The following is a 17582-nucleotide window of genomic DNA, read 5'->3' on the forward strand; positions in this document are numbered from 1 at the left end:
TTCCTGAAAGTGGCGGGCATCCGCCAGCTGCTTTTAGGAAAAAAGCCCACAAATGCAAAATCAGGAGGAGAAAAACGATTCGGTTTTCTCCTCCTGATTTATTTTAGGGGCTATTTAGACAGCCCCGTTTGAAGGGCTTGAAGGTCTGTATTAATTCGACAAACTTCGAGGAATTCCGGGGCGTGCCAGGCACCTGTCGAAGGAATTCCGGGGCGTGCCAGGCACCTGTCGAAAAAGCACCCGCCGCATCTACTCCACCTTCACCCCGAAGTTATCTCCGATGGTCGTATAGAAGTCCATTTTTCTTCCGCTGTACTGAAAGATTCTCCGGGTGTTCATTTTGATATGGAGTTTCCGGTAGTCCCAGTAGCGGATGAACATCGTATGGCTGGCGGACTCCAATTCAGCCAGCTGGTGCAGCGGAATATTCACTTCAAATAAATTGGTATCTGTCCGATTCATCGGCAGCACGGTTTCGTTCATTTCGTTGTCCCGCTGCCGGATGACGAAGCAGTTCACTTTGTCCAGATCATCGCCATAAATGTTCACCCGCAATACGAAGCGATCGTCCGTTTTCTGATGCTCCTTATAAACCGCCAGCATGTTGATCCGCGCAAATTCATAGGGCGCCTCCAGCGGAAGCCGGTAGTAAGGGAGGCCGTCTTCCCGAATGACGGTTTCCTTTGTGGTGTCTTTCAAGCTCCATTCGATTAACGTCACAATGTCGGTAAATCTTTTCTCCTTAAATAACTCCACCAAAACTTTGTGCCACGGCTCAAAAAAATTCTCCGTGAAATCGTATCGCAGGCCTTCCGTCGTCTCGAGAACCTCTCGAAATTTCGCATAATACTTGTCCTTGCGAAAAGACCTTAAGAAATGGTGTCTGTTAAACAATCGGGTAATACAGTCAAACTCATACAGGCGGTTCAGCACCATCCGCTCAATATGTTCCGGCAGCCCTTTTTGGATGACATGCTTAATTACTTCCAGGTTGGTGTCCGTTTTTTCAAAAATGGTCGTCGAACCGACAAGGCTCTTATTGTCTCTGAACCGGTTGACGTAATAGATGACGTCTTTTGTTGTAGATATACTCGGGCAGTTCGTCAGGACATCGATGAAAAATTGCTTGTCTTCCGCAAATTTCATATCCGGGAAGCGGCAGTTGTGGTCTTTTAAAAATTGCGTTCGCATCATTCGAGCTGTTGGCCCCAAATGTTGAAAAATATGCGGGATGGAGCACGGATCGATTGATTCCCGGTATTCGCAGCTGTTGTACTCCCCGGTAACCACGAGTTTATTGTCTTCCACCTTGATGGTCCGGCCGATCGCGTACGGATCACCTGTTTTTTCCAGCAAATCGTAAAGAGATCGAATTCCGTCCGGGCTCAGCCAATCGTCCGAATCGATGAACATCGTATACGTTCCTTTTGCCAGCTCAATGCCGGTATTTCTTGGCGTTGCGGGCGAGCCGTTATTATGTTTGAAAAAAATTGGAACGATATTCGGATAAGCACCCGCATAATCAAGGATGATTGAGCGGGAATTGTCAGTCGACTTATCATCAATGATCAAAAATTCAATTTCGCTAAACCCGATGGTCTGGTTAAGAACGGAATCAATCGTTTTCCGCAGCGTCTTTTCCGAATTGTATACAGGCATAATTACGGACACTTTTGGGTTGTCAGGACGGTTTGTCGGATGGATATAATAACCGTCCTCATTATATGTCATCTTTTTTTCTTCTTCTTTATTTGAAAAAATCCTTGTAAGAAAGCTAAGCATCTTCAACCTCCGTTCAATAAAAATCCTGTTATCATTATTTTCATTCTGCAGTTTTTATAAACATTTCCATCATTGGATATACTTGGTGTATGTGTGGTGATGAATATGAAAAAGAAAATGAAAAAACGCCTTCAAAAACTATATAAAAAGACGTTTATGCTTCTGGAAGCTTTACTGCCCAAAGATGAAAAACTCATTATCTTTGAAAGCTTTCATGGTAAACAATACAGCTGCAATCCCCGGGCAATTTATGAGTATTTGCAGGAATATCATCCGGAATACAAGATGTACTGGAGCGTGGATAAAAGAAAGGTACAGGATTTGAAGGATCACCCGATCCAAATTGTCCGGAGGTTTTCCGTTAACTGGCTGTTCAAGATGACCCGGGCGAAATATTGGGTGGTGAATTCCCGGCTGCCGCTTTGGATCGCCAAATCACCACAGACCGTATATGTCCAAACGTGGCATGGCACTCCATTAAAGAAGCTCGGTCTCGATATCGACCAGGTACATATGCCCGGGACGAATACGAAAAAGTACAAACGTAATTTTACAAGAGAATCAGCCAAGTGGGATTACTTAATCTCGCCAAATGCCTATTCCACGGAGATTTTCCGGCGGGCGTTTGATTTTAAGAAAAAAATGATTGAATCGGGCTATCCGCGTAACGACTTTTTAATTAACGCGAATCATGAAAAGACCGTCGATGAAATTAAACGGAAAGTTGGAATCCCTGCTGATAAGAAAGTCATTTTATACGCGCCGACATGGCGGGATAATCAGTATTATTCCAAAGGACGATATAAATTTGACCTCAAGCTGGATTTGGATCAGCTAAAAAATGAGCTGGGGCAGGAGTATGTGATTCTTCTGAGGTTTCATTATTTAATTTCGGAGTATCTGAATTTGTCGGGATATGAAGGCTTTGCGTACGATGTCTCTTCCTATGAGGATATCCGCGATTTGTATCTTATTTCTGATATGCTTGTCACGGATTATTCTTCCGTCTTTTTTGATTATGCAAACTTGAAGCGCCCAATGATCTTTTTTGTTCATGACATAGAGGAGTATCGGGACCAGCTGCGCGGGTTTTATTTTGATTTTGAAAAAGAAGCGCCGGGACCGCTCGTCAAAACAACAGAGGAGTTGATTGAAGAAATTCGGCGCGGCGCTGCGGCACCTGACCATTTTTATCAAAAATTTTGCTGTCTGGAAAACGGGAAGGCGAGTGAGCACGTGGTAAAGGAAATTTTTCAATGATCGCCGTCATCAAAGAACTCATCGACAACTTTTACCTGGTTCGCCGGTTGTCCCTGTACGAAATCAAAAGCAAGAATAAAAGCAACTATCTGGGAATGACGTGGGAATTTCTCAATCCCTTGATCCAAATATTAATTTACTGGTTCGTATTCGGAAGCATTCGTCAGCGGGCCGGGATTGAGGTCGTGCCCGGTTTTGAAGTTCCCTTTATTTTTTGGCTGCTGGGCGGCTTCATTTTATGGACGTTTTTCTACCAGTCGACGATTCAAGGGTCTAAGTCGGTCTACACGAGGCTGCGGATGCTTTCAAAAATGAATTTTCCCATGAGCGTCATTCCGGCCATACCGATTTTTGCCCAATTTTATACACATCTCGTCCTGCTGGCCGTCACGTTCATCATTTTTCAGCTGGGCGGCTATTACGTGAGCGTGTATTTTGCGCAGATCCTTTATTTTATTTTTGCCTCATTTTGCTTGGTCTTTGCTATTTCGTTGATCACTTCGACCTTGTCCACATTGATCCGGGACGTCCATATGTTTTTAAACGCAACCCTGCGGATGTTGCTGTACCTGTCACCGGTTTTGTGGCAGCTGACCATATTGGATGAGCCTTTGCTGACCATCCTGAAGCTGAATCCACTCTATTATTTGATTGAAGGCTACCGAGCTGCATTGTTCGGCACGGAGTGGTATTTTCTTGAGCATTGGCAGTATAGCCTCTATTTCTGGGCAGTCGTGCTTGTACTATTTTTATTTGGTGCCAAAATCCACATGAAATTCCGGCGGCATTTCATAGACTATTTATAGGTCAATGGAATGCTTATAGGGAAGAATGTCGTAAGTACTCAGCCAGATGTTATTGCGGCTCTCGTGAAGAGCTTCACAAGCGGATTGGTTCAGGTCCGTCAGGTACGGGTTCCTAAATGGAATGGATTAAAAGAAGCGCCACGAGCTAATGTGGAAAGGGTCCAGGTGAACATAGTAAGGTTAGAAATCGCCAGATAAAATTTATAGAAGCGGGGATGGATATGGAAAAAGCCATTATTGTGAAAGACATAACAAAAAAATACAAGCTGTACAGCAGTAATAAGGAGCGTATCCTCGATCTCATTTTACCCAAAAGCTACGGAGAGGACTTTTATGCATTGGCCGGCGTGAGCTTTGAGGGTGAGAGAGGGGACTCCATCGGATTTGTCGGCATGAACGGTTCGGGGAAATCAACCTTGGCCAACATCGTCGCCGGGATCGTGCCCGAAACGTCGGGAAGCGTCGAAATTAATGGGCAAGCCTCCTTGATCGCTGTCGCTGCCGGATTAAACGGTGACCTGTCCGGCAGGGATAATATTGAACTAAAACTGCTGATGCTGGGCTTTTCAAGACAAGAAATTAAGGAGCTGGAGCCGGACATCATTGAATTTTCCGAGATTGGAAAATTCATCGATCAGCCGGTTAAATCTTACTCGAGCGGGATGCGTTCACGCCTGGGATTTTCCATCTCCGTCAACATCGACCCGGACATCCTTATCATTGATGAAGCCTTATCTGTCGGCGACAAAGCCTTTGCTGAAAAAAGCTTGGAGAAAATGAACGAATTCAAGCGAGCCGGGAAAACGATGATTTTCGTCAGTCACTCCTTGGGACAAATGAAGCGATTCTGCGACAAAATCCTTTGGCTCGAATACGGAACCGTGAGAGACTTCGGTACTGTCGATGAAATTCTGCCGCGGTATGAGGAATTCCTGAATCAGTACAGAAAAATGTCAGCGAAGGAGAGGGAAGAGTACAAAGAACAAAGGACAAGTGCCAGTCACTCTCCGGCAATTGTCAAATAAGGGGTGGGATTCCTGCTCAAGATTTGGCGAATATAAAGAGTTGTCCGGCTGACGCGGGGAATAAGAAACTTTCCTGGGAAATACTGTCGGCGGGCTGGAATATACTGTCGGGATTGCGGAAATACTGTCTAAGCGCTGTCCGGAGGTCGGAAATGCAGTCCTCCGTGGGCAGGGAATATTGTCCGGAGGTCGGAAATGCGGTACAACAAATCAGAAATACTGTCCATTGGTCGGGAATATTGTCCGGAGTTCAGAAACACTGCCCAAGAATCCGCAGATACTGTCCATTGAATGAGAAAAACTATTCAAGAGCCGTAAATCCTGCCGCGGCCGGCGAATACTATTCTAAGCCGGAAATACTGTCAAAACTCCAGCGGATACTGTTGGGCTTTGAGAAATATTTTCCAGGTACTGCCGAATCATATCTAAGGATTAGAGATACTGTTTGTACGTAAACAAATACTGTCCAGGCGGGGATAGATACTATCAAGGAAAAGGAGATACTATCCAACAAACCAGAAATACTGTCCATTGGTCGGGAATATTGTCCGGAGTTCAGAAATACTGCCCAAGTGCCCGCGGAACCTGTGCAAAGATACTGTTCAAGGAAGAGGAAATACTATCCTACAAATTATAAATACTGCCTCCCGCAGTCCGATGAAAACTGTACAAGAATCCCCAGGCCTATCCAAAATTCAATCTACATTTTTTAAAAATAATCCTTCCTTTTTGCAAAGGCATGCTTTATAATAGGTTTAAATTGTTCTTTATAAAGAACAATACGACCCGCAATAATAGCGTGTTAATTTTTTACCCATGATGTTCTTTATCAAGAACAAAAAGGAGGTAACGCACACTGGCTTATATTGATCTGGATTATACGAGTGCCCTTGGTTTTATTCATGAAAAAGAGATGTACCAAGCTCAGGAAACCGTGACGTTTATCCATGACCGGCTACATCAGATTCAGGGGAAGATGCTGGGCTGGGTGGACCTGCCGGCAGAGTACGATCGAGCAGAGTTCCGGCGGATCCAGGAGGCCGCGGCCAAAATTCAAAAACAAAGTGATGTCCTACTTGTCATAGGCGTAGGCGGTTCGTATCTCGGGGCGCGCGCTGCCATTGAGATGCTGAATCATCACTTTTACAACGATCTGCCCCCTGAGCGGAGGAAAACACCGCAAATCTATTATGTCGGACATCACTTCAGTCCAGTGTACATAGCGGAGCTGGCAGAGCTGCTTCGCGATCAAGATTTTTCCATTAATGTCATATCCAAATCAGGTACCACGATGGAACCTGCGATCGCCTTTCGTATTTTTCGCAACATACTTGAAGAAAAATACGGCAAGGCGAAAGCAAACGAGCGAATCTTTGTGACGACAGACCGGAAACAAGGAGTACTGAAAACACTGGCAGACCAAGAGGGCTACGAAACCTTCGTGATACCCGACAATATCGGCGGCCGGTATTCTGTTTTAACGCCGGTCGGCCTTCTGCCAATTGCCGTGAGCGGCGTGGATCTTGAACAAATGATGGCAGGCGCAGAACTGGCGCGCTCGGAATTAAATACTCCGCTGCTGAATGAAAACACTGCGTATCAGTATGCCGTCATCCGCAATCTTTTATATAAAAAAGGCAAGACGATCGAGCTGTTTGTACACTATGAACCTTGTCTGCATTTCCTTGCGGAATGGTGGAAGCAGCTGTTTGGAGAAAGTGAAGGAAAGCAGCAGCAGGGAATTTTCCCGGCGGCCGTCGAATATTCCACGGACCTTCATTCACTTGGGCAGTACGTTCAGGAAGGCCGGCGCGAACTGTTTGAAACAGTTATTAAAGTTCAGCGGCCGGCACTCAACGTGACGATTGAAAAAGATCATGACAACATGGACGGCTTGAATTTTCTTTCAGGAAAAACCTTGGACTATATCAATAAACAGGCGTTGGAAGGTGTTCGCATGGCACATACCGACGGCGGTGTACCGAATCTTTTGATCGATATCCCGCAGATCAACGCCTTCACATTTGGGTACCTCGTTTATTTTTTAAAAAAGGCCTGTGCCATGAGCGGCCACTTGCATGGAGTAAACCCATTCGACCAGTCCGGGGTCGAAAAGTATAAAACGAACATGTTTGCTTTACTGGAAAAGCCCGGCTACGAACAAAGAATGGATGAGCTGAAGCAACGCTATTTGGGAACGTTTGAAAAAGTGTAGGGCAGCATAGCTAATGGCGTGTCCGTCCGGACTTTCAATCCCAAATAAGAAAGGTATGAATCTCATGAACTGGAAGAACAAATTGGAGCATTGGCTGACGCATCTTCCGCCCGACGATCCTTTGCGGAAAGAGCTGGAGAATCATCTGAATCCTGAGGAATGTTTTTACAAGGATTTGAAGTTTGGCACCGCTGGTATGCGCGGTATCCTTGGACCGGGCACAAACTGTATGAATGTATACACTATCCGCAAAGCGGTGGCCGGTCTTGCCGAGCTACTCACCGAAAAAGGCGAGGAGGCCATGGGAAAGGGAGTGGTGATCGCCCACGATTGCCGGCATATGTCGGCGGAGTTTGCCCTGGAATCAGCAAGAATTCTTGGCATGTATGGCATTCGGAGCTATCTTTTTAAGGAACTCCGCCCTACTCCTTTGCTGTCTTTTGCTGTTCGTTATCTTGGGACGTCCGCCGGCATCATGATCACGGCCAGCCACAATCCTCCCCAATACAATGGCCTGAAAGTGTATGGGGAGGATGGGGCGCAGCTTTTGCCAGAGGCAGCCGGCCATATTGTTAGAGAAATGGATCAGATGGAATCGGAGTTATACTTTGACCCTCCAACGGAAAAAGAGCTGCTGCAGCGCGGATTGCTCACATACATAGGCAAGCAGATCGACAATGCCTATCTCAATGCGCTGGCTTCGACACGGCTACAGAAGGGTCAAAAAGATGTAACGATTGTGTTCACGCCATTGCACGGGACGGCTGCTCCCCTGGTCCGAAAAGGGTTGACTGAAGCCGGCTTTTTCAATCTCACGTTAGTAAAAGAACAGATGCACCCCGATCCTGATTTTTCAACCGTTTCCTCTCCGAATCCGGAGGAACACGATGCCTTTAAGCTGGCTATCCAATATGGAGAGAAGGTCGATGCGGATCTTTTGCTGGCGACAGACCCGGATGCGGACCGGCTGGGCGTTGCAGTGAAAAATGATGAGGGCCAGTATACGGTTTTGACCGGAAACCAAGTTGGAGCACTGATGCTTGATTATTTGTTGAAGCAAAGCCCCTTTGTCAACAAGGGGGCGATGATCCAAACGATTGTTACATCTGACTTTGGAAGAGCCATTGCCGCGGATTTCGGGGTTGAAACATTTGAAACCTTAACGGGCTTCAAATACATTGCTGAAAAAATAGCCCATTTTGAGCGTACAGCAGAATATCAATTTTTATTTGGCTATGAGGAAAGCTATGGCTATTTGATACGAGATTTTGTCCGTGACAAGGACGCCGTCCAGGCCGCTATTTTTATCGCAGAGGTGGCAGCATTTTTTAAGCGACAAGGAAAATCCTTATATGAAGCATTAATGGGGCTGTTTGAGGAATACGGCTATTATCAGGAGTCATTGACATCTATTCAGCTCGAAGGACAAGAGGGGGCTGAGCAAATCCGCCGGATCATGGACACGTTTCGGCAGGCGTTGCCTGCTCACATGGGCGTTGTGATGGTGGAAGATTATTTAAAGGGAGAATCGCTGCATCTCCCGAGCGGAGAAAAAACAGCCATCCAGCTGCCAAAAGAAAACGTCCTGAAATTCAAACTGGCGGACAAATCCTGGTTCTGTATCCGGCCGTCGGGAACCGAGCCGAAATGCAAATTCTACTTCGGCGTCAAAGGAGGCTCCATGGAGGAAAGCGTGGAAAAGCTGAGAGCGCTGGAGGCAGCAGTTTTTCGGGCGGTGCCTGTCACGCCCCGAAATTCCTCGGATTTTGTCGAATGTTTTAGGTAACAGGAGCTGAGGTTTCACCGCGAATTGGTCCAAGCGCCGACTAATAGTATTTAACCTTGGGCTCATAAAAAAAGTAGGGTTCAGCCCAGCTAAACCCTACCTAACATATTCTTTAATGGTCTCTCTCCAGAGGATATAGCCTTTCCCCGTCAAATGAATCCCGTCTGCCGTATACATCTCAGGCAGCTGCCCATTCTCTTCGAAAACAGAATAGAGATCAATAAAGGTAACGCCGAAATCCTCTGCCAATAAACGCAGCTCTTTGTTCAATTGTCTGATTTTATCGTTGGAAACGACGTCGCCATATTTATGATTATCAACAGGGAGCAGGCTCTGGATAAAAAGCTCTGTCTCCGGAGACTCCGTTTGAATGCGCTGGACAATCCTTTCGTAATTATGAATCGTAGAAGCAACACTTTTCCTCTTCAAATCGTTCACGCCAATCAGTAGAAAAATCTGCTTCGGATCCGCCTGGGTCACATCATCCAGCCGTTCCAGAACACCTTCTGTCGTATCTCCGCCAATCCCCCGGTTAATCACCGTTTTTTCAGGAAAAAGCTCACTCCACTCTGTGCGGAACGTCAAGCTGTCGCCTAAAAAAACAGTGGCATCGGTCGGGATGGGCAGCTCGTCAAACAAAGTGGTCCTCTCATAGGAGTGAAACTGTAACCTCTGAACACCATTCAATTTCTGAACCACGGCATCCGCTGTATCATTTTTAAGGAAAGGGAGGACTATGAGCAAAACGAGCAATATATTTACTGCAATTGAAATATATAAAATGCGCTTCATCTTAGTGTTCATGGTGCACCTCTGAATTGTTGATGGTACAAGAGTAACATACATTGGCTTATCGAGGAAAAATATTTTTGTGGCAGGGAGGAAGTTTCGTACCAACGGATACTCTTCAAATGATAGAAATACTCTTCATTTTTATAAAATACTCTTGACTTTTTCAAGTTCACTCTCGTATTTTTAGAAATACTCTTCAGTTCTTGGGAGTACTCTTCTTTTTTATAAAATACTCTTCACTTTTTAAGAATACTCTCATATTTTTAGAAATACTCTCCAGTTCTTGGGAATACTCTTTTTTTATAAAATACTCTTCACTTTTTAAGAATACTCTCCGTATTTTTAGAAATACTCTTCAGTTCTTGGGAATACTCTTCTTTTTTATAAAATACTCTTCACTATTCAAGAATACTCTCATATTTTTAGAAATACTCTTCAGTTCTTGGGAGTACTCTTCTTTTTTATAAAATACTCTTCACTTTTTAAGAATACTCTCCGTATTTTTAGAAATACTCTTCAGTTCTTGGGAATACTCTTTTTTTAAAATACTCTTCTGTTTCCAGAGATACTCTTCACTTTTCAAAATACTCTTCTGTTTCCAGCGATCTTTTCAATTTTAATTTCTTAATCGTTCGAGCGATAGATAATATTTTCGATCCTTAAAGGTTCCATCAAACGGCAATCTCAGTGCGCCCAGCAGGTTGGTAGCCACAGTCACAGAATCCAACTGAAGAAATTGGCGGAGCTGCCGGTTTGTAATAGTATCTCCATTTAAAAGATAATAATCGGCGAGAGCCGGAATATGAGCATGTTTATCTAAATACCTGCATCTTCGGCATTTCCATGTACCAAAAACCCTTGCCATGGACAAAGATTGGCAATTCGAACAAAAGACTCCAGGCAGTATATCGCTTTTTTTCACATCGAAGGTTTTGAAAATGTTTGTGTTTAATGGGGTGTGTAACTTTAGGAGAAGGCGGCACAACTTTTGAAGATTTGCATGGGAAAGGAGGGGGATTGGATGGTGATCCCAAAACCCTTCCGACTTTTGCCGAATGGCTAAAGGGCGTATCACTTTTCGGCTGGCGATCTGCTCGTAATGGGTAGCAAACTTGATAATGGATGAAGGATTTGTAACGACCACGAACGAGGTGCCGGGAAGAGTGAAGCCGAAGTGTTTTCCAATGAATTTTTCCATATGATACTGCTGGTTTTCTGCCTGCACAATGGGGTTGGGATAGGATTCGGTGTAGCCTTCATACGTTTGCAACATCTGCTGCTCTTCAAAAGTTAAGGTGCCGGCATGATTTTTCGCTTCATAAATCATAAAATAACTACTAGATAAAAGAAGTGAATCGATTTGAAAAAAATCTTTGTTCGTAAGGGGAAGTCGAAGGTCATGAAAAATATAGTGGTTTTTGCGAGGGAGATGGGCCATATGATAATCCAACTGCGTTTCCCCATAATATCCAGACCTCCTGACTCTTAAATCGAACTTGATTTTTGCTCGGCTTGGATGTTGCGGGTGAAGTCTGCGCAGAAGTGCCTCCAGCATCAAAATAGCAATTGGAAACTTTCTGTGTTTCTTAACCAATGTACCACCTCATTTTCTTTTATAATAAACACATTCGACATATTACCTCATAATCCTCCTTATATAAAATGGACAGGTCAGCTGGAAAATACTCTCAACATTTATAAAATACTTGTTACATTGCGTTCGTTACTCTTCAAGATTTAAAAATACTCTTCAAAAGTCAAAAATACTCTTCACAATTAATGGAATACTCTTTAAAGTTGTAAGCGCGACCGCAAAAAGAAAAGAATCACCCATGAAAAAGGACGGGTTCAGCCCGTGGCTGAACCTGCCTTACTCTTGACATCGTGGTCAATACTCTCAACATTTATGGAATACTCTTCACATTGCGTTCGTTACTCTTCAGATTTGAAGAATACTCTTCAAAAGTCAAAAATACTCTTCATAATTAATGGAATACTCTTTAAAGTTGTACGCGCGACCGCAAAAAGAAAAGAACCACCCATGAAAAAGGACGGGTTCAGCCCGTGGCTGAACCTGCCTTACTCTTGACATCGTGGTCAATACTCTCAACATTTATGGAATACTCTTCACATTGCGTTCGTTACTCTTCAAGATTTAAAAATACTCTTCAAAAGTCAAAAATACTCTTCATAATTAATGGAATACTCTTTAAAGTTGTACGCGCGACCGCAAAAAGAAAAGAACCACCCATGAAAAAGGACGGGTTCAGCCTGTGGCTGAACCTCCCTTACTCTTGACATCGTGGTCAATACTCTCAACATTTATGGAATACTCTTCACATTGCGTTCGTTACTCTTCAGATTTGAAAAATATTCTCCACCTTCAGAGGAATACTCTCCACCTTCAGGCGAATACTCGCAGATCCCCCCTCCCAACACAAAAAAGCCCGCCCCCACCGGGGCCGGGCCTCACTCCGCAATAAAATATCCCTTCAAATACTCAAACCACAACTCATGTCCCTTCTCATTCGGAGCACCCTGATCCTCCTGCAAATAGGAACGCAGCTCCTCATCCTCTACATCCGGCCACTCCGGCCAGTGATCCAAGTAGACCAGATCCTCGTCTTCTGCAAAGGTCTTCAAATCGTTCACCTGCGCCGGATAGAATGTCGCGTCATGAATGGGGTGGGGCGGCTGCAGCACTACAACTGCCTCCCTGACGGCGTCTACAAACGTTTGAATATTCTCATGGTTGTCTTCGACTTCCACATTGCCATTATCCATCAAGGTAAACGGCTCGAACAAGACGAAGTCAGGTTCAAACTCCGCCACTTCATTATGGCGGCTGTTGCTGATGAACTCGTCGGAGCGTTCATCATATTCAAAGATACCGACTTCGACATGGTCACCAAACGCTTCGCCGAGCGCATCTCGCAGCATAACGGACCAGCCGCCATTCTCTTCACCCAAGGACCCAGAACCGACGACGGCGACTTTATATGCACGACCCTCTTCCATCGCCTTTTCTAAACCTTCCTTCGCTTGATCCGGCCAGTTGTCCGCCAATGTCAGAAGATCCTGATTTGCCGATTTCGATTCCACATTCTCTTCCTTTTCCTTTACATTCTTCACGGCTTCTTCTGTCACTGCAGGTGCCTTCGTCCCTGCACTTGTTTTTCCCTTCCAATAAGTGTGGGCCGCAAACAGGAATATCACCGTAGCCAAAACTGCCATCACCGTAACGAATCTTCGCATTTGAATCCCCCTGCTATTTTGTAAAAATCACATTAAGAAATTGAAAAAAATGTAAATTCCCAATAGTTTCTCCAGAAAACATCTAGCTTTTTTCCATTATACGACATATAATCGTACTAGCGGTTTTAATTTTACAAAAAAAACCTATGATTTAACATGCCATAAATTGAATGGTTTGTCTAGGAGGATAACATGGAAGAAACTATTAGTCTAAGGGAGCTGATGGAGACCATCCGGAAGCGACTCAATTTAATTGTGCTGATCACACTGGCTGCTGTCCTGGTGAGCGGCATCGTCAGTTATTTTGTGATTACACCCATCTATCAATCTTCTACACAGCTGCTTGTGAATCAGGCAAAGAGCGATCAGCCGATCGTAAACCCGGGCGAAATCCAAACGAATTTGCAATTAATTAATACATATAATGTGATCATCAAAAGCCCCGCGATCTTAGAGCAGGTCAATGAAGATTTAAAGTTGGGCATGACCGTAGGCCAATTAAATGAAAAAATTACGGTCCAAAGTGAAAAAGACTCGCAAGTTGTGAACGTTACAGTTCAAGACCCTGATCCAAACCAAGCAGCGGAAATCGCAAATAAAGTAGCGGCGGTATTCCAACAAGAAATTGTCGATATCATGAATGTCGATAATGTCAGTATTCTTGCTGAAGCAGAAGCAGGCGAGAACCCAACACCAGTGAAACCGCAGCCGCTTCTTAACATCGCTATTGCCTTCGTTGTGGGTCTAATGGCAGGGGCTGGTGTTGCGTTCTTGCTCGAATACCTCGACAATACGGTGAAAACAGAAGAAGATGTCGAAAAGATATTAGAACTTCCTGTTCTTGGGGCCATTGCTACCTTTGAAGAACAAGATATGCAAAGAATGTCGAGGGCTGAAAGAAGCCCAAAGTTGAGGGGTGAGACCGTTGGCTCGAAACAATAAAAAAGTTATGCAATCGACACGGCGCAAGCTGATAACCAAACTAAATCCAAGGTCTCCCATCTCGGAACAATACCGCACGATTCGGACCAACATTGAATTTTCTTCTGTTGATGAAGAAATTCGTACTTTGATGGTGACATCCTCAGGACCTGGTGAAGGGAAATCAACGACGACAGCCAACTTGGCGGTTGTGTTTGCCCAGCAGGGAAAACGTGTACTGTTAGTAGATGCGGATCTCCGCAAACCCACGGTTCATTATACTTTTGGCATTACCAACACTTTTGGGCTGACCAATGTGTTAACACGCCAAATGGAATTAAAAGATGCAGTTAAAACATCGAATGAAGAACTCCTGCATATATTACCTTCAGGGCCCATCCCGCCGAACCCTTCCGAACAATTAAGTTCAAAAGGGATGAAGGAGTTTTTAGAAGCAGCGAAAGATGCATACGATCTTGTTATATTTGATACACCTCCTGTATTGGCTGTAACGGATGCTCAAGTGTTGTCAAACCAATGTGATGGAACCGTACTTGTTATTTCCAGCGGAAAGACGGAAACGGAAGCAGCGGCTAAGACGAAAGAACTATTAGAAGGTGCCAACGGCAGGATTTTAGGTGTAGTGCTCAATAATAAGAAGTTTGCAAAAAACAACAGTTATTACTACTATTATGGTGCAAATTGATTTTTCGACAATTTTCCCTATTTACTAAAAATGAATTTCCAGTAAAATGGTAGTATATGGATATCATATCTATTGTTAGGGGGAACCGGATTGATAGATATACATTGTCATATATTGCCAGGACTTGATGACGGCGCTGCAGATTTTACCGAAAGCCTGCTGATGGCTCAAAAGGCCCGAGAAGAAGGAATTAAAAAAATCATTGCAACGCCGCATCATCAAAATGGAAAATACAATAACTTCAAGGAAGATATTATACAGAAAGTTCAAGAGTTAAATGATTATTTAACAGCAGAGCAGGTTAACGTGGAAATTTTACCGGGCCAGGAAACTCGGATTTATGGGGACATGGTTGAAGATTATGACCGCGACGAAATACTCACGCTGGCCAATATCTCTTCTTATGTATTTGTGGAGCTGCCGTCTGGCCATGTTCCGCGCTATACGGAACAGCTGCTATTTGACTTGCAGATGAAGGGATTGACACCGGTCATCGTCCACCCTGAGAGGAACTCGGAGCTGATTGAACAGCCGGACAAGCTATATAAATTAGTGAAAAACGGAGCGGCTACGCAAATCACCGCGGCAAGCTTTGTCGGTTATTTTGGAAAGAAAATTCAAAAGTTTACAGCTGACCTGATTGAAGCAAACCTTACTCATTTTATTGCATCTGATGCGCATAATACGACGAACCGTACGTTTAAAATGGAAGAAGCCTATGAGAATATAAAGAAGGATTACGGAACGGACTTTTTATTTATGTTTATGGATAATGCGGAAGCTATTGTCGAAGGAAAAGACATATTTAGAGAGATTCCTGAAAGAGTCAAGAGGAAAAAGCTGTTTGGTCTGTTTTAGAAAAGATTCATTCAGGAGAGCTCAGACATATTGGATAAATAACGCTGAACGCAACTCACAGTTACGTCGGCAGGTTTCTTTTCGGTAATGCCTCCTATCCGTTATCAATGGAGACACTCGGCCATGCCGTGGGCGGGAAAGACTCCCAGCCTTAGACGCTCGTCGTCAAGGGTATGGTGTGAGGATGGGTTAGATGCCCAATCTTTTAAAAAAATGATTAAATGTCTAATGAAAGGGTGCATTCGTGTACGTTTTCATTAGACATTTATTTTTTAAGTTTTTTAAAAGTTATAGTTTGTGAAAATTGTAACATAAATGAAATAATTGAAAAAACAAGGAAAAGAAGGGGTGCGCCTTGACTTATCAAAAGCGAATACCACTATTAATGCTGCTGGATTCCGTGATTGTACTGTTTTCCATTTATGTCGGTTTTTTCATCCTGCATCCGTATTTTGACTTCTACTATTCAAAGTTGTTATTTATCAGCTCATTAATTTTATTGATCAGCCACCATATATTTGCTTTTCGGTATCATTTGTATCACCGGGCGTGGGAATATGCGAGTGTCGGGGAATTAGTAGCCATTACAAAGGCTGTGACTTTCTCTATCCTGACAGCGGCCGTTGCTCAATTGATTGGCGTAGGTGATGTGTATATACGAGTCCTGTTCCTAACCTGGATGCTGCATATGCTGCTGATCGGGGGATCGCGGTTCTCTTGGAGGATGTACAGGGATCGCTACATTAAACCGAAAAACGAAAAAATTAGAACGCTGATCGTAGGGGCTGGATCCGGCGGGACGACCGTAGCCAGACAATTACTACATAACCAGGATGTAGATCAAGAGCCTGTGGCCTTTGTTGATGATGACCCCAAGAAATATATGCTCGAAATGTACGGGATTAAAGTATGTGGAACGATTGAAGATATACCTAAAGTCGTTGATGAATGCAGAATTGCCAACATCATCATCGCTATTCCATCTTTGTCAAAGAAAGATGTCCGGCGCATTTATGAAATTTGTTCCCAAACAGAAGCGGAGATTAAAATTATGCCGCTGCTGGAAGACGTCATGACAGGGAAAGTTGAAGTCAGTGCACTTCGCAATGTGGAAGTCGAAGACTTACTGGGACGAGAACCGGTTGAATTGGATATCGGAAGTATTTCAGACTCCGTTACAGGAAAAACCGTTTTGGTCACAGGGGCAGGAGGATCCATCGGCTCAGAAATCTGCCGGCAAATATGTACATTTACTCCGAAAGAAATTATCCTTCTTGGCCACGGGGAATACAGCATTTATAACACCGATATGGAACTCCGGCAACAATATGGAGAGCATATAAACATTATTCCGGTCATCGCAGATATCCAGGACCGTGAAAAGATGCTGGAAGTCATGGAGCAGTATAAACCGAATGTTGTCTATCATGCAGCTGCTCATAAACATGTACCCCTCATGGAAGCCAATCCGAGGGAAGCAGTGAAAAACAATATCTTCGGAACAAAAAATGTGGCAGAAGCAGCGGATGCTTTTGATGTAGATACCTTCGTTTTGGTCTCGACTGACAAAGCGGTCAACCCTCCAAATGTCATGGGGGCTACCAAACGGATTGCGGAAATGATTATCCAGAACATGGCGAAAGTAAGCTCAACAAAGTTTGTTGCGGTCCGTTTCGGGAATGTACTTGGAAGCCGCGGCAGTGTTATACCTTTGTTTAAAAAGCAAATTGCAGCTGGCGGACCGGTAACGGTGACGCATCCGGATATGACGAGGTATTTTATGACGATCCCAGAGGCCTCAAGGCTTGTCATCCAAGCAGGTACTCTTGCGCAGGGCGGGGAAGTGTTTGTTTTGGATATGGGTGAACCAGTTAAGATAGCGGATTTGGCGAAAAACTTGATTACACTTTCCGGTTATTCAATAGAAGAAATCGGTATAGAGTATACAGGTATCAGGCCTGGTGAGAAAATGTATGAGGAATTACTAAATGAAAATGAAGTACAGAGGGAGCAGGTCTTTCCAAAAATCCATGTGGGGAAGGCGGAACCGTTAGACAGAAGAGATTTATATTGCATGATCAATAATTTACTGGATAGGTCTAATAAAGACTTGAAAAATATTTTGATAGAAACTGCCAATAGCAAAGGGTCAAGACGCCTTCAAATTGTTAAATAG

The 17582-nt window shown here is 44.1% G+C and carries 12 protein-coding genes and 1 pseudogene; 9 read left to right on the forward strand and 4 right to left on the reverse strand.

Annotated elements, in window-relative coordinates; all coding sequences use genetic code 11:
• Window positions 1–249 precede the first annotated feature (249 nt).
• Entirely contained in the window at window positions 250–1782 is a 1533-nt protein-coding gene (locus tag ACFSCZ_RS12065) for a glycosyltransferase family 2 protein (RefSeq protein WP_380774181.1), read from the reverse strand.
• Between the two features lie 87 nt (window positions 1783–1869).
• On the opposite strand from ACFSCZ_RS12065, the pseudogene ACFSCZ_RS12070 reads away from it, so the two are divergent.
• The 5 genes and pseudogenes from ACFSCZ_RS12070 to ACFSCZ_RS12090 form a co-directional block, all read left to right on the forward strand.
• Window positions 1870–3042 (forward strand): annotated as a pseudogene (locus ACFSCZ_RS12070) (CDP-glycerol glycerophosphotransferase family protein); the annotation flags it as partial.
• A complete protein-coding gene (locus tag ACFSCZ_RS12075) occupies window positions 3039–3848 on the forward strand; it encodes an ABC transporter permease (protein ID WP_380774182.1) in 810 nt (269 codons plus the stop codon). The pseudogene ACFSCZ_RS12070 and the gene ACFSCZ_RS12075, both read left to right, overlap by 4 nt.
• 221 nt (window positions 3849–4069) lie before the next feature.
• Window positions 4070–4873, forward strand: a complete 804-nt coding sequence (tagH, locus tag ACFSCZ_RS12080; protein ID WP_380774183.1) for a teichoic acids export ABC transporter ATP-binding subunit TagH — start codon at window positions 4070–4072, stop codon at window positions 4871–4873.
• An 856-nt stretch (window positions 4874–5729) separates the two neighbouring features.
• A complete protein-coding gene (locus ACFSCZ_RS12085; RefSeq protein WP_380774204.1) occupies window positions 5730–7088 on the forward strand; it encodes a glucose-6-phosphate isomerase in 1359 nt (452 codons plus the stop codon).
• A 64-nt stretch (window positions 7089–7152) separates the two neighbouring features.
• Window positions 7153–8874, forward strand: a complete 1722-nt coding sequence (locus ACFSCZ_RS12090; RefSeq protein WP_380774184.1) for a phospho-sugar mutase — start codon at window positions 7153–7155, stop codon at window positions 8872–8874.
• A 96-nt stretch (window positions 8875–8970) separates the two neighbouring features.
• On the opposite strand, the gene ACFSCZ_RS12095 is transcribed toward ACFSCZ_RS12090, so the two are convergent.
• From ACFSCZ_RS12095 to ACFSCZ_RS12105, 3 genes are all read right to left on the reverse strand, one after another.
• Complete coding sequence (locus tag ACFSCZ_RS12095; RefSeq protein WP_380774185.1) at window positions 8971–9678, reverse strand: GDSL-type esterase/lipase family protein; 708 nt, start codon at window positions 9676–9678, stop codon at window positions 8971–8973.
• A 604-nt stretch (window positions 9679–10282) separates the two neighbouring features.
• Window positions 10283–11260, reverse strand: a complete 978-nt coding sequence (locus tag ACFSCZ_RS12100) for a nuclease-related domain-containing protein (protein ID WP_380774186.1) — start codon at window positions 11258–11260, stop codon at window positions 10283–10285.
• Between the two features lie 875 nt (window positions 11261–12135).
• Window positions 12136–12921, reverse strand: coding sequence for an SGNH/GDSL hydrolase family protein (locus ACFSCZ_RS12105; RefSeq protein ID WP_380774187.1), 786 nt, complete (start codon window positions 12919–12921; stop codon window positions 12136–12138).
• Between the two features lie 192 nt (window positions 12922–13113).
• Here ACFSCZ_RS12105 and ACFSCZ_RS12110 point away from each other — a divergent pair, with 192 nt between their 5' ends.
• From ACFSCZ_RS12110 to ACFSCZ_RS12125, 4 genes are all read left to right on the forward strand, one after another.
• Window positions 13114–13863, forward strand: coding sequence for a YveK family protein (locus ACFSCZ_RS12110; RefSeq protein ID WP_380774188.1), 750 nt, complete (start codon window positions 13114–13116; stop codon window positions 13861–13863).
• A gap of 7 nt (window positions 13864–13870) precedes the next feature.
• The gene (locus tag ACFSCZ_RS12115; RefSeq protein WP_380774205.1) at window positions 13871–14548 is read left to right on the forward strand and encodes a CpsD/CapB family tyrosine-protein kinase; all 678 of its coding nucleotides are present in this window, start codon (window positions 13871–13873) and stop codon (window positions 14546–14548) included.
• A gap of 90 nt (window positions 14549–14638) precedes the next feature.
• Complete coding sequence (locus ACFSCZ_RS12120) at window positions 14639–15406, forward strand: tyrosine-protein phosphatase (RefSeq protein ID WP_380774189.1); 768 nt, start codon at window positions 14639–14641, stop codon at window positions 15404–15406.
• 355 nt (window positions 15407–15761) lie between these two features.
• Window positions 15762–17582, forward strand: a complete 1821-nt coding sequence (locus tag ACFSCZ_RS12125; RefSeq protein ID WP_380774190.1) for a polysaccharide biosynthesis protein — start codon at window positions 15762–15764, stop codon at window positions 17580–17582.

The organism is Siminovitchia sediminis (assembly GCF_042680885.1).
Lineage (GTDB): Bacteria > Bacillota > Bacilli > Bacillales > Bacillaceae_C > Siminovitchia > Siminovitchia sediminis.

Bases quoted from the DNA above. Each gene is read 5' to 3' on its own strand.
- tagH (WP_380774183.1), top strand. From the start codon at position 4,070: ATGGAAAAAGCCATTATTGTGAAAGACATAACAAAAAAATACAAGCTG.
- ACFSCZ_RS12090 (WP_380774184.1), top strand. From the start codon at position 7,153: ATGAACTGGAAGAACAAATTGGAGCATTGGCTGACGCATCTTCCGCCC.
- ACFSCZ_RS12110 (WP_380774188.1), top strand. From the start codon at position 13,114: ATGGAAGAAACTATTAGTCTAAGGGAGCTGATGGAGACCATCCGGAAG.
- ACFSCZ_RS12075 (WP_380774182.1), top strand. From the start codon at position 3,039: ATGATCGCCGTCATCAAAGAACTCATCGACAACTTTTACCTGGTTCGC.
- ACFSCZ_RS12115 (WP_380774205.1), top strand. From the start codon at position 13,871: ATGCAATCGACACGGCGCAAGCTGATAACCAAACTAAATCCAAGGTCT.
- ACFSCZ_RS12095 (WP_380774185.1), bottom strand. From the start codon at position 9,678: ATGAACACTAAGATGAAGCGCATTTTATATATTTCAATTGCAGTAAAT.
- ACFSCZ_RS12105 (WP_380774187.1), bottom strand. From the start codon at position 12,921: ATGCGAAGATTCGTTACGGTGATGGCAGTTTTGGCTACGGTGATATTC.
- ACFSCZ_RS12065 (WP_380774181.1), bottom strand. From the start codon at position 1,782: ATGCTTAGCTTTCTTACAAGGATTTTTTCAAATAAAGAAGAAGAAAAA.